Here is an 18,777-nt window from a genome sequence, read left to right as displayed (position 1 = left end):
TCTTGCATCTCAAAGGAAACCCCGACGAGGGGGTTTCATATAAGCTCTACTGGCTTAGTTCACTAGCACACTGTTGAGTTCTCAAGCAACACACTCCGGACTCACCGCCTTATCAGCGGCTATATCCTCGGCAGTTGTTCCAAGCGATATTCACAAGCTTTTGGTCGAGCATGCCTGATCCTACGGGTTTAGTCGTAGGGGGTCGGCGGCCGCTCGTGGGCCGACGCTGAACATTACCCGGTCCGATCCGCGGTGTCAACCCGCTCGTCCCGGCCTGGTCTCCGGGGCTTGCGGCCCCGGTGTGACCCGGTGTTCCTGGCGACGAAGAGAAGATTACATGCCCCCGAACCGCCCCAAAACAGGGGGGTCACTTAACGGCATCGCCGCAGGTCAGAGTGCTTACAGACGGCTACCGCGCCGAGCACCGGCAGCGCGGCTGGCACACGGGCCGGCCAAAGCCCGGGGCGAACCCCGGCCGGACGGCCCCTCAGCCGGGATCGCGGGCGGGATCGCAGGCCCGATCGGCCGGATCGCGAGCCGGATCCGCCGGATCGCGGGCGGGATCGGCGGCCTCACTACGGCAACGCCGGCAGATACCGGGGCGGGATTCGCGCCGGCGCGACCCGCGAGAAGTCCGCGGCCAACGCCAGCATCCGGGCGTCGGACCACCGCGCCCCCATGAACGAAATCCCCACCGGAAGCGGTCCGGCGAACCCGGCCGGCACCGTCACGTCCGGGTAGCCCGCCACCGCGGCCGGGGTCGAGGACGGGATCACGTCGTTGTCGCCCACCGCGCAGTCGGTCTTCCACGCCGGCGGGTTGGTCGGCGACGCGATCGCGTCCAGGTGGTGCGCGGCCAGGGTCTCGTCCAGGGATCGGCGGGCGAGGTCCGAAAGCTCCGCCCGGCCGGCGAGGTACCCCGGATCCGTGGGCGGCGGCGCGGCCAAGGCCTGCTCGAACAGCTCCTGCCCGGCGAAGCACGTCCGCTCCAGGGGGTCCGCCCGGTTGTACGCGATCAGCTCGGCCAGGTTCCGCGGCCCGGTCGGGCGGGTCGCCAGGTAGGCGTCGATGTCGCGGTGGAACTCCGTGAGCAGCGCCGGGAACTCCAGCTCCCCCAGCCGCGCCTGGTACGGCAGCGTCACCTCGACGACCGTCGCCCCCGCCTTGACCAGCGAATTCCGGGCCGACGTCATGATCGCGTCGGTCGCCGGGCCGAGGACCGGCAGGCGCCAGAGGCCGATGCGGGCGCCGCGCAGAGCACCCGGACGGAGGAACTTCGCGTAGTCCGTCGGCTGGGTCCGCGGGTAGGTCAGGGTGGCCGGGTCCGCAGGGTCGCGGCCCTGCAGGACCGACAGCGTCAGCGCCACGTCGACGACGTTGCGGGCGATCGGGCCCGCCGTGTCCTGCTCGGCCGAGATCGGCACCACGCCGGTGCGGCTGACCAGGCCGAGGCTGGGTTTGTGGCCGACCGTCGCCGTCATCCCCGCCGGGCACACGATCGAGCCGTCGGTCTCCGAGCCGATCGCCACCTGGGCGAGTGACGCGGCTACGCCGGCGGACGACCCGCACGGGTTGTGGTCCAGCACGTACGGGTTGTTCGTCTGCCCGCCCACGCCCGACCAGCCGGACGTCGGCTTCGCGGCGCGGAAGTTCGCCCATTCGGAGAGGTTCGCCTTGCCGAGGATCACCGCTCCGGCGTCACGCAACCGGGTGATCAACGTGGCGTCCTTCGCCGGATAGCTCCGCAACGCTCGCGAACCGGCCGTCGTCCACTGGTCGCGCGTGTCGACGTTGTCCTTGACCAGCACCGGGATGCCGTCGAGCGGCCCGCGCAGGTGGTGCGTGCGACGCCGAGCGTCACTGGCCGAAGCCTGCGAAAGAGCGGCTGGGTTGAGCGCCAGGACGGCGTTCACCTTACCGTCGATCCGGTGAATCCGGTCGAGGTAAGTCCTGGTCAGCGCGATCGCGGTGAGCCGGCCGGACGCCATCCGCGCCTGCAGCGCCGGGATGTCCGCGGAGTCGAGGTCGAACCTCGGCGAGGCAGCGGCGGGTGCCGCCGGGACGAGCACGAGTGCGGCGGCCAGGATCGCGAGGAACACCGGCCGCCGCCCCATCAGAGCACCGGCAAGAGGGTTCGGAGTTCGTACGGGGTGACCGCGCTGCGGTAGTTGTCCCACTCCACGCGCTTGTTCCGGAGGAAGAAGTCGTAGACGTGCTCGCCGAGCGCTTCCGGCAGCAGTTCGGACTTCTCCATCTCGGCCAGGGCCTCTCCCAGGTTCTGCGGCAGCTGCGCGTACCCGGCGGCGCGCCGCTCGGAGTCGCTCAGCTGCCAGATGTTGTCCTCGGCAGGCGGCGGCAGCTCGTAGCCCTTCTCGATCCCCTTCAGCCCCGCGGCCAGGATGACCGAGTACGCGAGGTACGGGTTGCACGCCGAGTCCAGCGTACGGATCTCCACCCGCCGGGATGACGCCTTTCCGGGTGAATACATCGGGACCCGGACGAGCGCCGAGCGGTTCGCCCGGCCCCACGAGACCGTCGTCGGCGCCTCACTGCCACTGATCAGGCGTTTGTAGGAGTTCACCCACTGGTTCGTGACCGCCGAGATCTCCTTCGCGTGGTGGAGCACCCCCGCGACGAAGTTCTTGCCGGTCTCCGACAGCTCGTGCGGGTCCTCGGCGTCGTAGAAGGCGTTGCGGTCGCCTTCGAACAGGCTGACGTGCGTGTGCATGCCCGAGCCCGGCTGGTCGGTGAACGGCTTCGGCATGAAGGTCGCGCGCACGCCCTGGGTCAGCGCGACCTCCTTCACGACGTAACGGAACGTCATCACGTTGTCGGCCATCGTCAGCGCATCGGCGTAACGAAGGTCGATTTCCTGCTGGCCCGGTGCCCCTTCGTGATGGCTGAACTCGACCGAGATGCCCATCGCTTCGAGGGTCTCGATCGCGTGCCGGCGGAAGTGCGTCGCCGTCGCGTGGCTGGCCTGGTCGAAGTAGCCACCGTTGTCCGCGGGCTCCGGCTCGCTGCCGTCCTCCGGCATGTTCGCGAGCAGGAAGAACTCGATCTCGGGGTGGACGTAGCAGGTGAAGCCGGCCTCCGCGGCCTTCGACAGCTGGCGGCGCAGCACGTGCCGCGGGTCCGCCCAGGACGGCGAACCGTCCGGCATCGCGATGTCGCAGAACATGCGAGCGGAGTACGGGCCGCCGTCGGGGGTCTCCCAAGGCAGAACCTGGAACGTCGACGGGTCGGGTTTGGCGACCATGTCCGATTCGTAGACGCGCGCGAAGCCTTCGATGGCCGAGCCGTCGAAGCCGATCCCGTCGTTGAAGGCGCCTTCGAGTTCCGCCGGCGCGACCGCGACGGACTTGAGGAACCCCAGCACATCGGTGAACCAGAGACGAACGAAACGGATGTCGCGCTCCTCGAGCGTGCGGAGCACGAATTCCTGCTGGCGATCCATGGCCGCACCCTAACCACAGCGTGTTAACGGCATGTTTCACGACGCGCCGAGGCCGGCGAAGTCACCTCGCGAGCACCGGAACGGGCTGCTTGGCACGCGTGATGGCCACCGAAGCGACCGACGCGATGATCGCCAGGACAGCGGCGGAATACCAGGCCAGGTTGTAGTTCCCGAGCTGGTCGCGGACCAGGCCGGCAGCCGACGCGGCGAACGCGGCGCCCAGCTGGTGGCAGGCGAAAACCCAGCCGAACACGATCGGGCCGGCTTCGCCGAACGCGCGGACGCAGAGCGCAACGGTCGGCGGGACCGTGGCCACCCAGTCGAGGCCGTAGAACAGGATGAACGCCCACATGCTCGGCTGCACGGAGTCGGTGAACAGCTGCGGCAGCAGCGCCAGCGAGAGCCCGCGCAGCGCGTAGTAGACGCCGAGCAGGATCCGCGGGTCGACGCGGTCGGTGAGCCAGCCGGAGAAGATCGTGCCGACGACGTCGAACACGCCGACCAGCGCCAGCAGGCCCGCGGCGGTCGTCTGCGGCATGCCGTGGTCGTGCGCGGCCGGGACGAAGTGGGTGCCGACCAGGCCGTTGGTCGTCGCGCCGCAGATCGCGAACCCGACCGCCAGCAGCCAGAACGTCCGGGTCCGGGCGGCCTGGCCCAGCACGGACAGGGCGCGGCGGGCCGAGCCGCTCCTCGGCGCCGGGCGGGCGATCTCGGCGTCGGCGGGCGCGCCGTAGGCCGTGGTGCCGACGTCGGCGGGGTGGTCACGGATCACCAGCAGGACCACCGGGACGACGGCGAGCGCGGCGATCGCGATCACCAGCGAGGCCGTGCGCCACCCCGAGGTCACCGCGAGGTTCGCGATCAACGGCAGGAAGATCAGCTGGCCGGTGGCCCCCGCCGCGGTCAGGACGCCGGTGACGACCCCGCGGCTGCGGACGAACCACCGGGTGGCGACCATCGCGGCGAAGCTCATCGCCATCGAGCCGGTGCCCAGGCCGACGAGCACGCCCCAGCACAGCACGAGCTGCCAGCTCGCGGTCATGAACACCGTGCCGCCCGCGCCGAGCGCGATCACGAACAACGCCGTCGCCGACACGCGGCGGATGCCGAAGCGCTCCATCAACGCGGCCGCGAAGGGCGCGAAGAGGCCGAAGAGCACGAGGTTGACCGAGACGGCGGAGCTGATCGTGGCGCGGGACCAGCCGAACTCCTCGTGCAGCGGGTCGATGAGGACACCGGGAGCGGCGCGGAAGCCGGCGGAGGCGAGCAACGCGACGAAGGCGGCACCGGCGATCAGCCAGGCACGGTGCAGCTTCGGGGCGGGACGGGTTTCGACGGTCACACACGCAGTCTCTCCACGCGCGCGTGACGGCGGAAGTGGCCGGAAGGACATCATCCGCAAGGATCAGGCCATCAGTAGGCTTCGGGGATGCGCCGCCTCGCCTTCCTGCTCGTGCTCCTGCTGACGGCCGGCTGCACCGGATCACCCGACACGCGCGGGCCGTTCCCGGCGGGATCCGAGCTGGTCCGCGCGGCGGCGACGTCGTTCGCCTCCGTGCGCAGCGTGCACTTCGCGGCCGGGGTCAACGGCGTGCTCCCGGGCTTCCCGCTCCGCCAGATCGAAGGGGACGCGAGCCTGGACGACGGCGGCCACACGACCGGCACGATCGACGTCCAGGACGGGGACGGGCACACCAAGTACCCCTTCGACGTGCATGACAGCCAGCAGCCGCCGTACCCGGTCGACGCGTTCCTCGGCCCGAAGAGCGGGCTGAAGCGGCTGCTCGACGGCGTGACCGACGCCCGGACCGAAGGCCGCGAGAACGTCGACGGCGCGGCCGCGCTGCGGGTCGGCGGCCGGCTGCCGGCCGCGGTGGCGCACAGCGTGCTCGCGCAGGTCGACGCCGACCTCACCGTCAAGGTGTGGGTCTCCGACAGCGAGCCGCGGCGGTTCGTCCGGCTGTGGGTGCAGATCCCGCCGCCGGACAACCACCTCAGCCCGGTGATGATCGAGCTGTCGCTGACCAAGCAGGCGTGACTACTGGCCCGAGCACCGCTTGCCGTCCGGCGGCACCGTGCCGTCGACGAGGTAGTCCGTGCCGGCCTCGTCCACGCACTTCACGCCCTGCAGGAACACCGTGTGCTGGGTGCCTTCGAAGGTGAGCAGCGCGCCCTTCAGGCCCTTCGCGAGGTTGACGCCGGCCTGGTACGGCGTCGCCGGGTCGTTGGTCGTCGAGATGACCAGGGTCTTCGCCAGCCCTTCGACGTTCGGCACGTGCGGTTCCGAGGTGTTCGGCACCGGCCAGAACGCACAGGCGTCGCGGGCCGCCGAGGCCGGGCGGCCGTCGTCGAGGAACGGCGCCACCTTCACGTACTGCTCCTGCGCCTGGAGGATGACGGCCGGGTCCGTGACGCGCGGGTCGTCGACGCAGCGGATGGCCGTGAACGCGTCCTGCGTGGTGCCGTAGCGGCCGTCGGAGTCGCGCTCGTTGTAGATGTCGGCGAGCTTCTCTAGGGTCGCGCCGCGCTGCTGCTTCAGCTCGTTGAGGCCCGAGTTCAGGGTGTCCCAGAGGCTCTGCTGGTAGAGCGCCTGGATGACGCCGGTCGTCGCGTCTTCGTAGGAGAGCTTGCGGCCGTCGCCGACCGGCACCGGGAAGTCGATCAGCGGCCGGACCAGGTCCTGGAACGCCTTCACCGCGCCGTCCGGGTTCGCGCCGAGGGCGCAGTCCTGCTGGCCCGTGCACCACTTCGCGAACTGCGTGAACGCGGTCCCGAAGCCCTGGCCCTGTGCGACCAGCGACTCGACGGCGTCCTGTTCCGGGTCGACCGCGCCGTCGAGGACCATCGCGCGGACGTTCTTCGGGAACGCCTCGGCGTAGGCCGACCCGATCCGGGTGCCGTAGGAGTAGCCCAAATAGGTCAACTTTTCGTCGCCGAGGACCGAGCGGAGGACGTCCAGGTCCTTCACGACGTCCCGGGTGCCGACGTTGGCCAGCATCCCGGTGCCGTCCTCGGTGCGCTGGGCGCACTTCGCGGCGAAGTCCTTTTCCTGCGCTTCCTGCTTCTGCTCGCCGGCCGGCGAGCCGTCGGTCTCGCTGTCGTCGGCGCGGTCGGCGTCGCGCTCGGAGTCGGTGAGGCAGTGGATGGCCGGCTGGCTCGCGCCGATCCCCCGCGGGTCGAATCCGACCAGGTCGAAGCGTTTGCCCAGGCCGGCGCTCGTGGCCGGCTTGACCAGCCCGGCGGCCGCGACCATGCCCGACGCGCCCGGGCCGCCCGGGTTGACCACGAGCGCCCCGATCCGGTCGCCGGTGGCCTTGTGCCGGAGCAGGCCGAGCGTGATCGTGTCCCCGGCCGGCTTGGCGTAGTCCAGCGGCACGGTCAGGCGCGCGCATTGGACGTCCTTCGCCTGGAACGCCGACCTCGAGTCTTCCGACGTCGCGTAAGGTGCGCAGTCGGCCCAGGTCAGGCTCTGGCCGTAGAACCGCTCCAGCCCGGCGGGCACCGGCCCGGACGGCGGGTGCGACTCGGTCGTCGGGGCGGGCACCGCCGTTCCGGTGGACGTGCAGGCGGCCAGCGGGGCCGCGATCAGCACGGATGTCGCAATTGCGGTGATCCGGCGGCGTCGGCTACGACCGGACCTGGCGCTGGGATGAGGGAACACGGTTGGATCGTCCCATCCGGCCGCGGAACTCGAACGCACCACCGTCGCGTTGGGTGGTGGAGGCCGGCCGAGCGAGAGAGAACGGGAGACCAGGGGTGGCAGCACTGATCAGCCGGATGGGCAAGAAGCTCCGCCGGATCATCCAGCGGCCGGGCAGCGTCGAGCTGACCCGCTACGAAGCACTGCTGCCCGCGGTCGAGAAGCTCGAACCCGAGCTCGAGAAGCTCTCCGACGAGGAGCTGACCGAGCGGGCGACCAAGCTTCGCGAAACGCTGAAGGACACCGCGTTCGGCGACGAGCAGCTCATCGAGGTCTGCGCGCTGGGCCGCGAGGCCGCGCGGCGGGCGCTGGGCGAGCGTGCGTTCGACGTCCAGGTGCTGGGCACCATGGGCCTGCTGACCAAGCACGTCGTGCAGATGGAGACCGGTGAGGGCAAGACCCTCGCGGGCGCGCTGGCCGCGGCCGGGTACGCGATCCGCGGAAAGCGCGTTCACGTCGTCACCGTCAACGACTACCTGGCCCGCCGCGACGCGGAGTGGATGGGCCCGGTGTACGCGCTGCTGGGCGTGTCGGTCGGCTGGGTCGAGCCGTCGCACTCGCGCGAAGAGCGTCGCGAGGCGTACGCCAAGGACGTCACCTACGGTGCCGTCGCCGAGATCGGCTTCGACGTGCTGCGGGACAGGCTGGTGACCTCGGTCGACGACCTGGTCCAGCCCGACCCCGAGGTGGCGATCGTCGACGAGGCGGACTCGGTGCTCGTCGACGAGGCCCGCGTCCCGCTGGTGATGGCCGGCTCGATCGACCGCAGCGACGCCGACGAAGAGGTCGCGAAGATCGTCCGGCGGCTGCGGCTCAACCTGCACTACGAGACCGACAGCGAAGGCCGCAACGCCTGGCTGACCGACGCCGGCTCGTCCGTCGTCGCGAAGTCGCTCGGCATCGAGGTCGACGACCTGTTCAACGAGCAGGCCTCCGACCGGCTCGCCGCCGTGAACGTCGCCCTGCACGCGCACGCGCTGCTCACCCGCGACGTCGACTACCTGGTCCGCGACGGCAAGGTGCAGCTCATCAACGCCGCCCGCGGCCGGGTCGCCGAGCTGCAGCGCTGGCCGGACGGCCTCCAGGCCGCCGTCGAGGCGAAGGAGCAGGTCACCGCGACCGACCGCGGCGAAATCCTGGACTCGATCACCGTCCAGGCGCTGCTCGCGCGTTACCCGGAGGTCGCCGGCATGACCGGTACCGCGGTCGCCGTCGCCGAGCAGCTGCGCGAGTTCTACGAGCTCGAGGTCGCGGTCATCCCGCCGAACACGCCGAACATCCGCGAGGACCTCGAAGACCGGATCTTCGCTTCGCCGTCGCAGAAGCTGCGGGCGATCGAGGAGGAGATCCGCACGGTGCACGAGACCGGGCGGCCGATCCTCGTCGGCACCCAGGACGTCGCCGAGTCCGAAGAGCTGGCCGAGAAGCTGGCGAAGGTCGACCTCGAGTGCGTCGTGCTCAACGCGCGCAACGACGCCGAAGAGGCCGCGATCATCGCCGAGGCGGGCAAGAAGGGCGCGGTCACCGTGTCCACCCAGATGGCCGGCCGCGGTACCGACATCCGGCTGGGCGGCACCGACGGCGCGACCCGCGACGAGGTCGTCGAGCTGGGCGGGCTGCACGTCATCGGCACCGCGCGGTACCCGTCGAGCCGGCTCGACGGCCAGCTGCGCGGCCGCTCCGGGCGTCAGGGCGACCCGGGCAGCGCGATCTTCTTCGCGAGCCTGAACGACGAGCTGGTGCTGTCGAACGCGCCGGACGTGCCCGAGGGCATCGTCGACGACGAAGAGACCGGCGAGATCAAGGACCCGGCGGCGTTGCGGCAGCTCAACCACGCCCAGCGCGTCGCCGAGGGCGTCGACCTGGAGATCCACCGCAACACCTGGCGCTACACGCGGCTGATCGAGCGGCAGCGGCGTGACCTGCTGGTGCACCGCGACAAGGTGCTTCGCACCGCGTACGCGGCGGAGGTGCTGGAGAAGGCGCACCCGGAGAAGTTCGGCGAGCTGAAGGAGAAGCTCGACGACCAGGACAAGCTGGAGCAGATGTGCCGCGAGGTGCTGCTGTTCCACATCGACCAGCTGTGGTCGGACCACCTGGCGTACCTGACCGACGTCCGCGAGAGCATCCACCTGCGCGCGCTGGCGCGGGAGACGCCGCTGGACGAGTTCCACCGCGCGGCGATCCCGGAGTTCCACAAGATCATCGCGGAGGCCGACTCCCGGGCGGCGAAGACCCTCGAAGAGGCCGAGCTGACCGACGAAGGCATCGACCTCGGCGACGCCGGGGTGCGGCGGGCGAACACGACGTGGACGTACCTCGTGCACGACAACCCGTTCGATTCGGACTTCGAGCAGACCATCAAGAAGGTCCGGAGCATGATCAAGCGGAAGTAGTCCTGTTCCCGGGAGGCCCCGTCCGGTTCGCCGGGCGGGGCCTTTCGATTTCGCCCACATTCGCTCGGCCTTCCGGGTGAGCGTGGGACAGAATGGCGGCATGCCGCAACTGCGCATCGCGCTCGCCCAGGTCAACCCCACCGTCGGCGACCTCGACGGCAACGCCGAGCTGCACGTCGAGTGGACGCGGCGGGCCGCCGAAGCCGGCGCGCACGTCGTCGTCTTCCCCGAGATGTCCCTGACCGGCTACCCCATCGAGGACCTCTCGCTCCGCAAGACCTTCGCCGCCGCCTCGCGGCAGGGCGTCGAGTCGCTGGCGCGCCGCCTCGACGAGGCCGGGTGCGGCGAAGTGCTCACCTACATCGGCTACCTCGACCTCGACGACGTCGGCCCGCGTGACGCCGCCGCCGCGCTCTACCGCGGCGAGGTCGTCGCGCGGCAGTTCAAGCACCACCTGCCCAACTACGGCGTCTTCGACGAGCACCGCTGGTACAAGGCGGGCACCACGCTCGACGTCGTGCGGTTCCACGGGCTCGACATCGGCATGGTCATCTGCGAAGACATCTGGCAGGACGGCGGGCCGATCTCCGCGCTGGGCCGCGCCGGCGTCGACCTCGTCGTGGCGCCGAACGCGTCGCCGTACGAGCGGTCGAAGGACGAACAGCGGCTGCCGCTGATCGCCCGCCGCGCCGCCGAAGCCGGGGCGCCGCTGGTCTACACCAACCAGATCGGCGGGCAGGACGACCTCGTCTTCGACGGCGACTCGCTCGTCGTCGGCGCGGACGGCACGCTGCTGGCCCGCGCGCCGCAGTTCGTCGAGCACCTGCTCGTGCTGGACATGGACCTCACCGCCGGCGGGCACGCCACCGATGGCGAGCTCGAAGGGCTGCACGTCCGGCGCCGGGTGCTGAGCGCCGATCCGCTGCCCGCGTACCCGATGTCCGCCGAGCCGGTGATCAGCGAACCGCTGTCGGACGAGGCCGAAGTCTGGCACGCGCTCGTCATCGGGCTGCGGGACTACGTGCACAAGAACGGGTTCTCGTCGGTGACCTTCGGGTTCTCCGGCGGCATCGACTCGGCGGTCTGCGCGGCGCTGGCCGCGGACGCGCTCGGCGGCGACAACGTCTACGGCGTCTCGATGCCGTCGAAGTACTCGTCGGGGCATTCGAAGGACGACGCCGCCGACCTGGCGCAGCGGATCGGCGCGCACTACCGCGTCGAGCCGGTCGAGGACATGGTGCGCGTGTACGTCGACCAGCTTTCGCTGACCGGCCTGGCCGAGGAGAACATCCAGGCGCGGACGCGGGGCATGCTCCTGATGGCACTGTCCAACCTGGACGGTCACCTGGTGCTGGCCACCGGCAACAAGACCGAGCTCGCCGTCGGGTATTCGACGATCTACGGCGATGCGGTCGGCGCGTTCGCCCCGATCAAGGACGTCTTCAAGACGCACGTGTGGCAGCTGGCCCGCTGGCGCAACGCCGAGGCGGTGAAGAACGGCGAGACCCCGCCGATCCCGGAGAACTCCATCACCAAGCCGCCGTCGGCCGAGCTGCGGCCGGGCCAGGTGGACACCGACTCGCTGCCGGACTACGCGCTGCTCGACGACATCCTCGACGACTACGTCGAGGGCGACCGCGGGTACGCCGACCTCGTGGAAGCGGGCTTCGACCCGGAGACCATCGACCGCGTGGTGCGGATGGTCGACAAGGCCGAGTACAAGCGGCGCCAGTACCCGCCGGGCACGAAGATCACGTTCAAGGCGTTCGGGCGCGACCGGCGGCTGCCGATGACCAACCTGTGGCGCGAGGGCAAGGCCTAACTCAGCGCGACCTGGCGGCCTTCCGGAGTGCGGAGGGCCGCCGTCAGGCCGGCCTTCTCCGCCCGGCGCACCAGGAGTTCGAGGCCGAGGGCGTCGGTCGCGGTCCGGACCGACGCCGGGTCCGGGTGGGTGCCGGTGACCATCAGCAGCGGCAGGGACGGCAGGCCGCGCGTGGTCGGGTGCGGGGTGCTGCCCCAGTCGATGAGGAACGGGTGCAGCGTGCCCGGGACGCTCGGCGGGGTCAGGCGCCAGCGCAGCGTTTCGCCGTCGCCGGTTTCGCGGGACATCTCGGTCGCGTCGCCCGGGTCGAAGCCGTGGGCGCGGGCTTCCGCGATCGTCGCGTCGATGTCGGTCGTGCGGACCGCCCAGGCGACCAGCGCGGGCTCGGCCAGCTCGTCGATGCCGAACGGGCGGGGTGCCTCGGGGTCCGGCTGGGCCGGGTCCGGGCCGATCACCTCCAGGTACATGCCCGCGCCGAGGTCGGCGAGGTGGTTGGCGGTGCCGAGGCCGACGTGGCGGCCGCCGGGCGCGGGTGTGACCCCGGTGAGCGCGGTGACGCGGGCGACGGCCTCGGCGAGGTCCGGGCCGGCGTAGACGAGGTGATCGAGCACGAGCGCCATCATCCCCCGCCGACGGCCCGCGCCGCATCGACCATGCCGTGGCCGTAGTAGGTGGTTCCCGCCTTCGTGGGTGCGCAGGTGGTGTCCGGGCAGGACAGCGGTGTCGCCGTGGCGAAGAGGGCGCGCTTGATCCGCTCGGCACTCCAGTGCGGGTGCTCGCTCGCGATCAGGGCCGCGACGCCGCTCGCGTGCGGCGCGGCCATCGACGTCCCGCTCGCGGACCGGTATTCGCCGTTCGGCCAGGTCGACCAGACCCGCGCGCCGGGCGCGGCGACGCTGATCCGGGACGCCGAGTAGTTCGAGAAGCTCGCTTTGACGAGCTTTTCGTCGAGCGCGCCGGTGCCGACGACGCCGGGCAGCTCGTGCGGCAGCCGGGTGCAGGACGGGTCGATGCGGCGCTCCACCGGCGTGCTGTCGGCCGGGCTCTCCTTGTCCACCGTGCGGGTGTCGAGGTTGATCCCGGCGTTGCCGGCGGAGGCGACCACGAGGACGTTCCGGCGTTGCGCGTACGCGACCGCCCGGCCGACGGCGAGCTTCGCCGCGGCCTGGTCCGGCTGGTCGTCGCAGTTGTAGCGCCACGGGATCGAGCGGTAGCTGTTGTTCGCCACCGCGAAGCCGTGCTCGGCGGCCCAGACGAACCCGCAGACCATGCTTTCGGCCGTCTCGGTGTCGTCGAGCTCGGCGAGCTTGACGGCGGCGATGCGGGTGCCGGGCGCGACGCCGACGACGCCGGATCCGTTGCGGACCGCGGCGATCGTGCCCGCGACGTGCGTGCCGTGGCCGTCGAGCGTGGGCCGCCAGGCGCCGGGGCCGCGGTCCGGCCAGCCGGACAGGCAGGACACGGAGTTCTTCCTGTCGAACGCCGGCTTCAGCTCCGGGTGGGTGTCGTCCACTCCGACGTCGAGGACGCCGACGAGGGTGTTTTTGCTGCCGTCGGTGACCTGGTGCGCTTCGGGCAGGTGCAGCGCCGGGACGTCCCACGCCGTCCCCTCCGGCGGGACCTGGCCGGAGTTCGGCGAGCCAGGACCGGTGTAGCGGAGGTCCTTGCGGGGCGCGAAGAACTCCTTCGGGATCTTCGCGGTGCGCGTTGCGCCGACGGCGTCGATGCCGGGCGTTCGGCGGACCTTCGCGGCGAAGTCGTCCTTCGCCGTGTACGCGACGACGACGCCGATCTGCGGGTAGCTCGCGACGACCGTGCCGCCGGCTTTCCTGATGACGAGTTCGGCCCAGGCGGTGTGGTGGGTGACGACGACGTGCGGCATCACCAGGGGGTCGGCGGCGGCCGGGGTGGCCAGGCCGAGCAGGAGCAGGGCCGTCACCAGGATTGCTCGCCGCACGCGTCCTCCTCGAATTCGCCCAAACCGAACTTAGCGATCATTCGGGGCGGGGCGGTACCCCTCTTCGGTCGTAGGCTGGCGGCATGACGACGGGGTTCACGGTGTTCGACACGGCGATCGGGGTGTGCGGGGTCGCGTGGCGCGACGACGTCGTCGTCGGGACGTCCCTGCCCGAAGGCAGTGCGGAGCGGACCCGGGCGTGGCTGGTCCGGCGGTTCCCGGACGCCGTCGAGGGGACGCCGCCGTCGCCGGTGCAGGAGGCGGTGGACGGGATCGTGGCGTTGCTGGGCGGGGTGCGTCAGGACCTGGCCTCGGTGCCGCTGGACTTCTCGGGCGTGCCGGAGTTCAACCGGCGCGCGTACGAGGTCGCGCGGACGATCCCGCCGGGCAAGACCCTGACCTACGGCGACATCGCGCACCGGCTCGGGCAGCCGGGGTCGGCACAGGCCGTCGGGCAGGCGATGGGGCACAACCCGTTCCCGATCATCGTCCCGTGCCACCGGGTGCTGGCGGCGGGCGGGAAGGACGGCGGGTTCTCGGCGCGGGGCGGCGTCGGGACGAAACGCCGGATGCTCGTGATCGAGGGCGCGCTGGCGGACGAGCCGACGCTGTTCTGAGCCGCCGGCCCGTACGCAACGGGCATCACGTGTGATCGGAGGGGCATCACACGTGATTGAGGGGGCATCACGCGTGATTGGAGGGTCGACTCTCGTGATTGGAGGGTCGACACGCGTACCCAGGCGGTCGACTTGCGTGCCTGGAGGGTCGGGTGGGGGGGTGGAGGGGTCAGGCGGGTTGGGGGGTGGGGGTCCAGGGTTTGATCCAGGGGGACTCGGGCCAGCCCTCGGCGGCTGCCATCAGGGGGAAGGCCGTGCCGCCGTCGATGTGCTCGCGGATGATGTCCGCGTGGCCCGCGTGGCGGGCCGTCTCCTGGATCAGGTGGAGCAGGACCCAGCGGACCGACCACGCCTCGACGTCCTGCGGGAACCACGGGACGCCCTTCGGCACCGGGACCGCCTGGCCGAGGTCGTCGATGCCCGCGATGACCTCCGCCGTGCGAGCCGCGACCTCGTCGTAGCGGGCCAGCAGGCCTTCCAGGGTCTCGTCCGGGCCCATGCGGTGTGCCGACTCGTACTCCGCCACTGCCTCGCCGAACGGCTTCTGCGGCACCTGCAGCACCGTGTCCATCCAGCCGTGCTCGGTGCTCGCGACGTGCTTGATCAGCCCGCCCACCGACAGCGTGCTCTTCGTCGAAGCGAGTCTCGCCTGCTCGTCCGTCAGCCCGTGTGCCGCCAACCTGAGCACGTACCGCTGCTGCTCCAGGAAGCTCAGCAGCCCGTCACGCTCGTCGGCCACCGGGCGCACGTTTCCCGCCATGTCGTTCCTCCCGCCTAGGGTGTTTGCGGCGATCGTGCCACCCGGCACCGACAATTTCGCTATCGGTGCGCGTGGCGCGGCGCCGGCTTCACGAAGGCGTACGCCCCGCCGATGCTGTACAGGGCGGCGCGGACCACCAGCTGCACCCGCGTGAACACGCCCTCGAACGTGTCCAGCTGCATGGCCAGCACCACGGCCAGCCAGGTCGCCAGCACCACCACCAGGCCCGCGACCGCGAGCGCGCGCCAGCCCGGCGGCCACCACAGGATCAGGCTGATCACCCCGCCGACCAGGACGGCGCTGAGCAGCGCCGACCACACGTCGCTGCGTTCGGGGTAGGCGGCCTGGAGCAGCACGACGAGGCCGAACGCGCTCACCGAGATCGAACTGATCCGCGCCGACCACTGGACCGGGCCGAGCCGGTGCAGCGGCGGCCCGGCGAGCAGGAACGCCACGCCCGACACCGCGAGCAGGACCCGGAACACCGGCGGCCCGCCCAGCAGCGCCTCGGCCGGGTCCCGCACCGGGGACACGCCCGTGGGCAGGAAGAACTCCAGCAGCCAGCCCGAATACGCGAGGACGGCCACCCCTATCAAGAGGGCCGAGGCGATCCGAGCCGTGCGCACGAGGCACACAGTAAGCGACCTCCCGCGCCCCGGCCGAGTCACCGTGACCAGGTCGACCGATCCGTTATGCCTGCGGACGGACGAAGGGGAACAGGACTGTCTGGCGGATGGACGCTCCGGTGAGCATCATGAGCAGCCGGTCGACGCCCAGGCCGAGGCCGCCGGTGGGCGGCATGCCGTGCTCCAGGGCCAGCAGGAAGTCCTCGTCCAGCTCCATCGCCTCGACGTCGCCGCTGGCCGCGCGCAGGGACTGCGCCTCCAGCCGCCGCCGCTGCTCGATCGGGTCGGTCAGCTCGGTGTAGGCCGTGCCGACCTCGGAACCGAACGCGATGAGGTCCCAGCGCTCGGCCAGCCGCGGGTCTTCGCGGTGCTGGCGGGTCAGCGGCGAGACGTCGGTCGGGTAGTCGGTGTAGAACGTCGGCAGCACGGTCGCGCCCTCGACGAGGTGCTCGAACGCCTTGAGGACCAGGTCGCCGTGGCTCGGGTCCTCCCCCACCGGCACACCGGCGGCGACGCACAGGCGGCGCAGGTCGGCCACCGAAGTCCCCGAGTCGATCTGCTCCCCGAACACCGCCGAGACGGCTTCGTGGACCGGCACGACCGGCCAGTCGCCGGAGATGTCGTACTCGACGACCTTGCCGTCGGCGTCGGGCCGCCGCACGACCTGGGCGCCGTACGCCGCCTCGGCCGCGTGCTGGACGAGTTCGCGGGTCAGGTTCCGCATCGTGTCGTAGTCCGCGTACGCCTGGTACGCCTCGAGCATCGTGAACTCGGGGTTGTGCGTCGCGTCGACGCCTTCGTTGCGGAAGTTGCGGTTGAGCTCGAAGACGCGCTCGACGCCGGCCACGCACAGCCGCTTGAGGTACAGCTCGGGCGCGATCCGCAGGTACATCCGCATGTCGTAGGCGTTGATGTGGGTGACGAACGGCCGGGCGTTGGCGCCGCCGTGGACCGTCTGCAGCATCGGCGTCTCGACCTCGAGGTAGTCGGCGTGGTGCAGCCGGTCGCGCACCGCGCGGACCACGGTGGACCGCAGCCGCAGCATGTTCGTCGAGTCGGGGTTGACCGCCAGGTCGAGGTAGCGCTGCCGGACGCGGGTCTCCGGGTCGGTGAGGCCCTTCCGCTTGTCGGGCAACGGGTGGAGGCACTTCGCGGTGACCGTCCACTCGTCGACGAGCACCGAGAGCTCGCCCCGCTTCGAAGTCACGACCTGGCCGCTGACGCCGACGTGGTCGCCGAGGTCGACGCCGGTCCGCCAGCCGGTGAGGTCGAGTTCGCCCGCCTCGAGCATCAGCTGGATCTCGCCGCTGAAGTCCTTGATGCGAGCGAAGCACAGGCCGCCGAGGACGCGCAGGTTCAGCACGCGCCCGGCGACCCGGACGCGGTGGCCGGTGGTGGTGTCCGGCGCCAGCGCGCCGAACTTCGCCACGACGTCGCCGATGTGGTCGTCGCGCCGGAACCCGACCGGGTACGGGTCGATGCCGGCCTCGCGCAGCTTGCCGAGCTTGGCGATGCGGACGCGGACCTGCTCGGGCCGCCGCACCACCTTCGGCGCCGGCGTCGAAGCCGACTCCTCGATCTCCTTGACGCGGGCGACGAAGTCGTCGCCGACCGTCTCCAGCCGCAGGGACCGCGACCGTCCGGTCGGGACGAACCCTTCGAGCGCGCCCGCGACGATGCCGACGCGCGGCAGCCGCCGGGCCGAGGAGTAGCAGAGGAAGCGCGGCTCCCAGTCCGGCCCGTACTTGGCGTTGGACCGGTACAGCGACTCCAGCTGGAAGAACCGCGAGAACACGCTCAGGATGCCGCGCCAGGCCCGCAGCACCGGGCCGGCGCCGATCCGCTCGCCCTCGGAGAACACCGCGCGGAACATCGCGAAGTTGAGCGAGATCCGCTGCGCCCCGAGGTGCTGCGCGGCCGCGACGACCTCGGCGATCATGTACTCGTTGAGGCCGTTCTCGGCGTCGCGGTCGCGGCGCATGAGGTCCAGCGACAGCCCGCGGCGGCCCCACGGGACGAACGACAGCAGCCCGCGCAGCTCGCCGTGGGCGTCGTAGGCCTCGACCATCACGCTGCGGCCGTCGCTGGCGTCGCCGAGCCGGCCCAGCGCCATCGAGAAGCCGCGCTCGGTCTCCGCGCCTCGCCAGGCCTGCGCCCGCCAGAGCAGCTCGGTCATCTCGGCCGCGGGGATCTCGCCGTGGCGGCGGACCCGCGAGGTGTAGCCGGCCCGCTCGATGCGCTTGACGGCCTGGCGCACCGACCGCCGTTCCGGGCCGGCCAGGCTGAAGTCGCGGACGTCGAGAATCGCTTCGTCGCCGATTTCCAGGGCGCGCAGGCCCGCGTCGGTGTACACCTTCGCGCCGCGTTCGCTCGCCCCGAGCACGCCCGGGGTCCAGCCGTACGTGCGGGTCTCGTCGAGCCACGCGCGGACCGCGTCGGGCCACGCCTCCGGGTCGCCGACCGGGTCCGCGCTGGCGACGCTGGTGCCGCCCAGGACGCGGTAGGTGACCGCCGCGCGGCCGTTCGGTGCGAAGACCACGCTCTTGTCGCGCCGGGTCGCGAAGTAGCCGAGGGAGTCGTCCTCGCCGTGCTCGGCGAGCAGGCGGCGCAGGCGGAGCTCCTCGTCGTCGGTACGCAGGCTGCGGCTGCGTACCCCGCGGAAGAGCAGGTACAGCGCTGCGGTGGCGACCGCGGTCGCGCTGAGGTCGAGGAAGACGTCGAGCCAGCCCGGCCCCTCGCCGACGCCGATCCGGCGCAGCTGCAGGTTCTCGCCGGTGGCGTGGTTGACGACCCAGGCGAACCGCTCCCAGCTGTCGCCGAGGTGGCCGGGGAACGCCTCCGCCAGCCCCCAGCCGACCAGGATGACCACGGCGAAACCGCCGAACAGCATGGCCAGGCCGTCGCGCCAGGCGCTCGGCGCGAGCCGGGCCGGGAAGGCCGGGCGCAGCGCGAGCAGGAACACGATCAGCGCGATCGAGGCGATGTCGGCCAGGGTGAGCACCCACAGCTGCGCCGGGATGTGCCGGACCTGCTTCGGGCCGAGTGTCAGCAGTTCGGGTGACCAGAGCAGGGTCGCCTGCAGGGCCAGGGTGAGCAGCAGGCCGCCGACCTGGAACAGCACCAGCGTGTACAGCGCCGCCTTCTTGCGGCGGCGCAGGGCGCCGCCGAGGACGACCAGCAGCAGGACCATGACCAGGCTCGCGCTGGTGGGCACGCTGAGGGCCGAGAAGGCCATGTCGATGCCGTTGAGAAGGCGTCCGTGCGGGCCGTTGGTGAACAGCAGGATCACCGAGAACACGGCGGCCAGCTGCACGACGGTCGCGGTGATGCCGCCGGCCTTCGCCTTCCAGACGGGAAGGCGCGGACGCGAGCTCGCGAGGTTTCCCATGGGTGGTTTCGTCGCCTTTCGCGGCCGTTCGGTGGTCATGCCCTCTTCTTGACG

Annotated in this window: 13 protein-coding genes; 4 read left to right on the top strand and 9 right to left on the bottom strand. The window is 71.3% G+C overall.

Annotation, left to right across the window (positions count from 1 at the left end):
• Positions 1–575 precede the first annotated feature (575 nt).
• The 3 genes from AB0J55_RS42455 to AB0J55_RS42445 all read right to left on the bottom strand — a co-directional run bounded on the left by AB0J55_RS42455 (position 576) and on the right by AB0J55_RS42445 (position 4,799).
• Positions 576–2,114, bottom strand: coding sequence for an amidase (locus AB0J55_RS42455; protein ID WP_364262670.1), 1,539 nt, complete (start codon positions 2,112–2,114; stop codon positions 576–578).
• A complete protein-coding gene (gene glnA / locus AB0J55_RS42450; RefSeq protein ID WP_364262667.1) occupies positions 2,114–3,457 on the bottom strand; it encodes a type I glutamate--ammonia ligase in 1,344 nt (447 codons plus the stop codon). Before glnA ends, AB0J55_RS42455 begins: the two co-directional genes overlap by 1 nt.
• A gap of 61 nt (positions 3,458–3,518) precedes the next feature.
• The gene (locus AB0J55_RS42445; protein ID WP_364262664.1) at positions 3,519–4,799 is read right to left on the bottom strand and encodes an MFS transporter; all 1,281 of its coding nucleotides are present in this window, start codon (positions 4,797–4,799) and stop codon (positions 3,519–3,521) included.
• 87 nt (positions 4,800–4,886) lie between these two features.
• Here AB0J55_RS42445 and AB0J55_RS42440 point away from each other — a divergent pair, with 87 nt between their 5' ends.
• Positions 4,887–5,495 carry an LppX_LprAFG lipoprotein gene (locus AB0J55_RS42440; protein ID WP_364262661.1) on the top strand — a complete coding sequence of 203 codons (609 nt, stop codon included), beginning with the start codon at positions 4,887–4,889 and terminating at the stop codon, positions 5,493–5,495.
• Here the strand turns inward: AB0J55_RS42440 and AB0J55_RS42435 are convergent, their stop codons facing one another.
• Entirely contained in the window at positions 5,496–7,049 is a 1,554-nt protein-coding gene (locus AB0J55_RS42435; protein ID WP_364262658.1) for an alpha/beta hydrolase, read from the bottom strand.
• A 164-nt stretch (positions 7,050–7,213) separates the two neighbouring features.
• Here AB0J55_RS42435 and secA2 point away from each other — a divergent pair, with 164 nt between their 5' ends.
• Positions 7,214–9,553 carry an accessory Sec system translocase SecA2 gene (secA2, locus tag AB0J55_RS42430; RefSeq protein WP_364262655.1) on the top strand — a complete coding sequence of 780 codons (2,340 nt, stop codon included), beginning with the start codon at positions 7,214–7,216 and terminating at the stop codon, positions 9,551–9,553.
• Positions 9,554–9,653: 100 nt separating this feature from the next.
• Positions 9,654–11,375, top strand: a complete 1,722-nt coding sequence (locus AB0J55_RS42425) for an NAD+ synthase (RefSeq protein WP_364262652.1) — start codon at positions 9,654–9,656, stop codon at positions 11,373–11,375.
• Here the strand turns inward: AB0J55_RS42425 and AB0J55_RS42420 are convergent.
• Both AB0J55_RS42420 and AB0J55_RS42415 read right to left on the bottom strand, forming a co-directional pair.
• Positions 11,372–11,995, bottom strand: a complete 624-nt coding sequence (locus AB0J55_RS42420; protein WP_364262649.1) for a VOC family protein — start codon at positions 11,993–11,995, stop codon at positions 11,372–11,374. The genes AB0J55_RS42425 and AB0J55_RS42420 overlap by 4 nt on opposite strands.
• Positions 11,995–13,332: a S8 family serine peptidase gene (locus AB0J55_RS42415; protein ID WP_364262646.1), complete on the bottom strand. Its 1,338-nt coding sequence runs from the start codon at positions 13,330–13,332 to the stop codon at positions 11,995–11,997. The genes AB0J55_RS42420 and AB0J55_RS42415 overlap by 1 nt, the downstream gene beginning before the upstream one ends.
• Before the next feature lie 83 nt (positions 13,333–13,415).
• Here AB0J55_RS42415 and AB0J55_RS42410 point away from each other — a divergent pair, with 83 nt between their 5' ends.
• Positions 13,416–13,949, top strand: a complete 534-nt coding sequence (locus tag AB0J55_RS42410; RefSeq protein WP_364262643.1) for a methylated-DNA--[protein]-cysteine S-methyltransferase — start codon at positions 13,416–13,418, stop codon at positions 13,947–13,949.
• A 169-nt stretch (positions 13,950–14,118) separates the two neighbouring features.
• Here the strand turns inward: AB0J55_RS42410 and AB0J55_RS42405 are convergent, their stop codons facing one another.
• From AB0J55_RS42405 to lysX, 3 genes are all read right to left on the bottom strand, one after another.
• The gene (locus tag AB0J55_RS42405) at positions 14,119–14,709 is read right to left on the bottom strand and encodes a DinB family protein (protein WP_364262640.1); all 591 of its coding nucleotides are present in this window, start codon (positions 14,707–14,709) and stop codon (positions 14,119–14,121) included.
• Positions 14,710–14,768: 59 nt separating this feature from the next.
• Positions 14,769–15,335: a hypothetical protein gene (locus tag AB0J55_RS42400; RefSeq protein ID WP_364262637.1), complete on the bottom strand. Its 567-nt coding sequence runs from the start codon at positions 15,333–15,335 to the stop codon at positions 14,769–14,771.
• Between the two features lie 64 nt (positions 15,336–15,399).
• Positions 15,400–18,723 (bottom strand): bifunctional lysylphosphatidylglycerol synthetase/lysine--tRNA ligase LysX, encoded by a 3,324-nt coding sequence (lysX, locus tag AB0J55_RS42395; protein ID WP_364262687.1) that lies wholly within the window; start codon positions 18,721–18,723, stop codon positions 15,400–15,402.
• Positions 18,724–18,777 lie beyond the last annotated feature (54 nt).

It is taken from the genome of Amycolatopsis sp. NPDC049688, from assembly GCF_040674975.1.
In the GTDB taxonomy this organism is placed as follows: domain Bacteria; phylum Actinomycetota; class Actinomycetes; order Mycobacteriales; family Pseudonocardiaceae; genus Amycolatopsis.
Note: the sequence above shows the minus strand (reverse complement) of the source record. Positions and strands in the feature narration are given on the sequence as shown.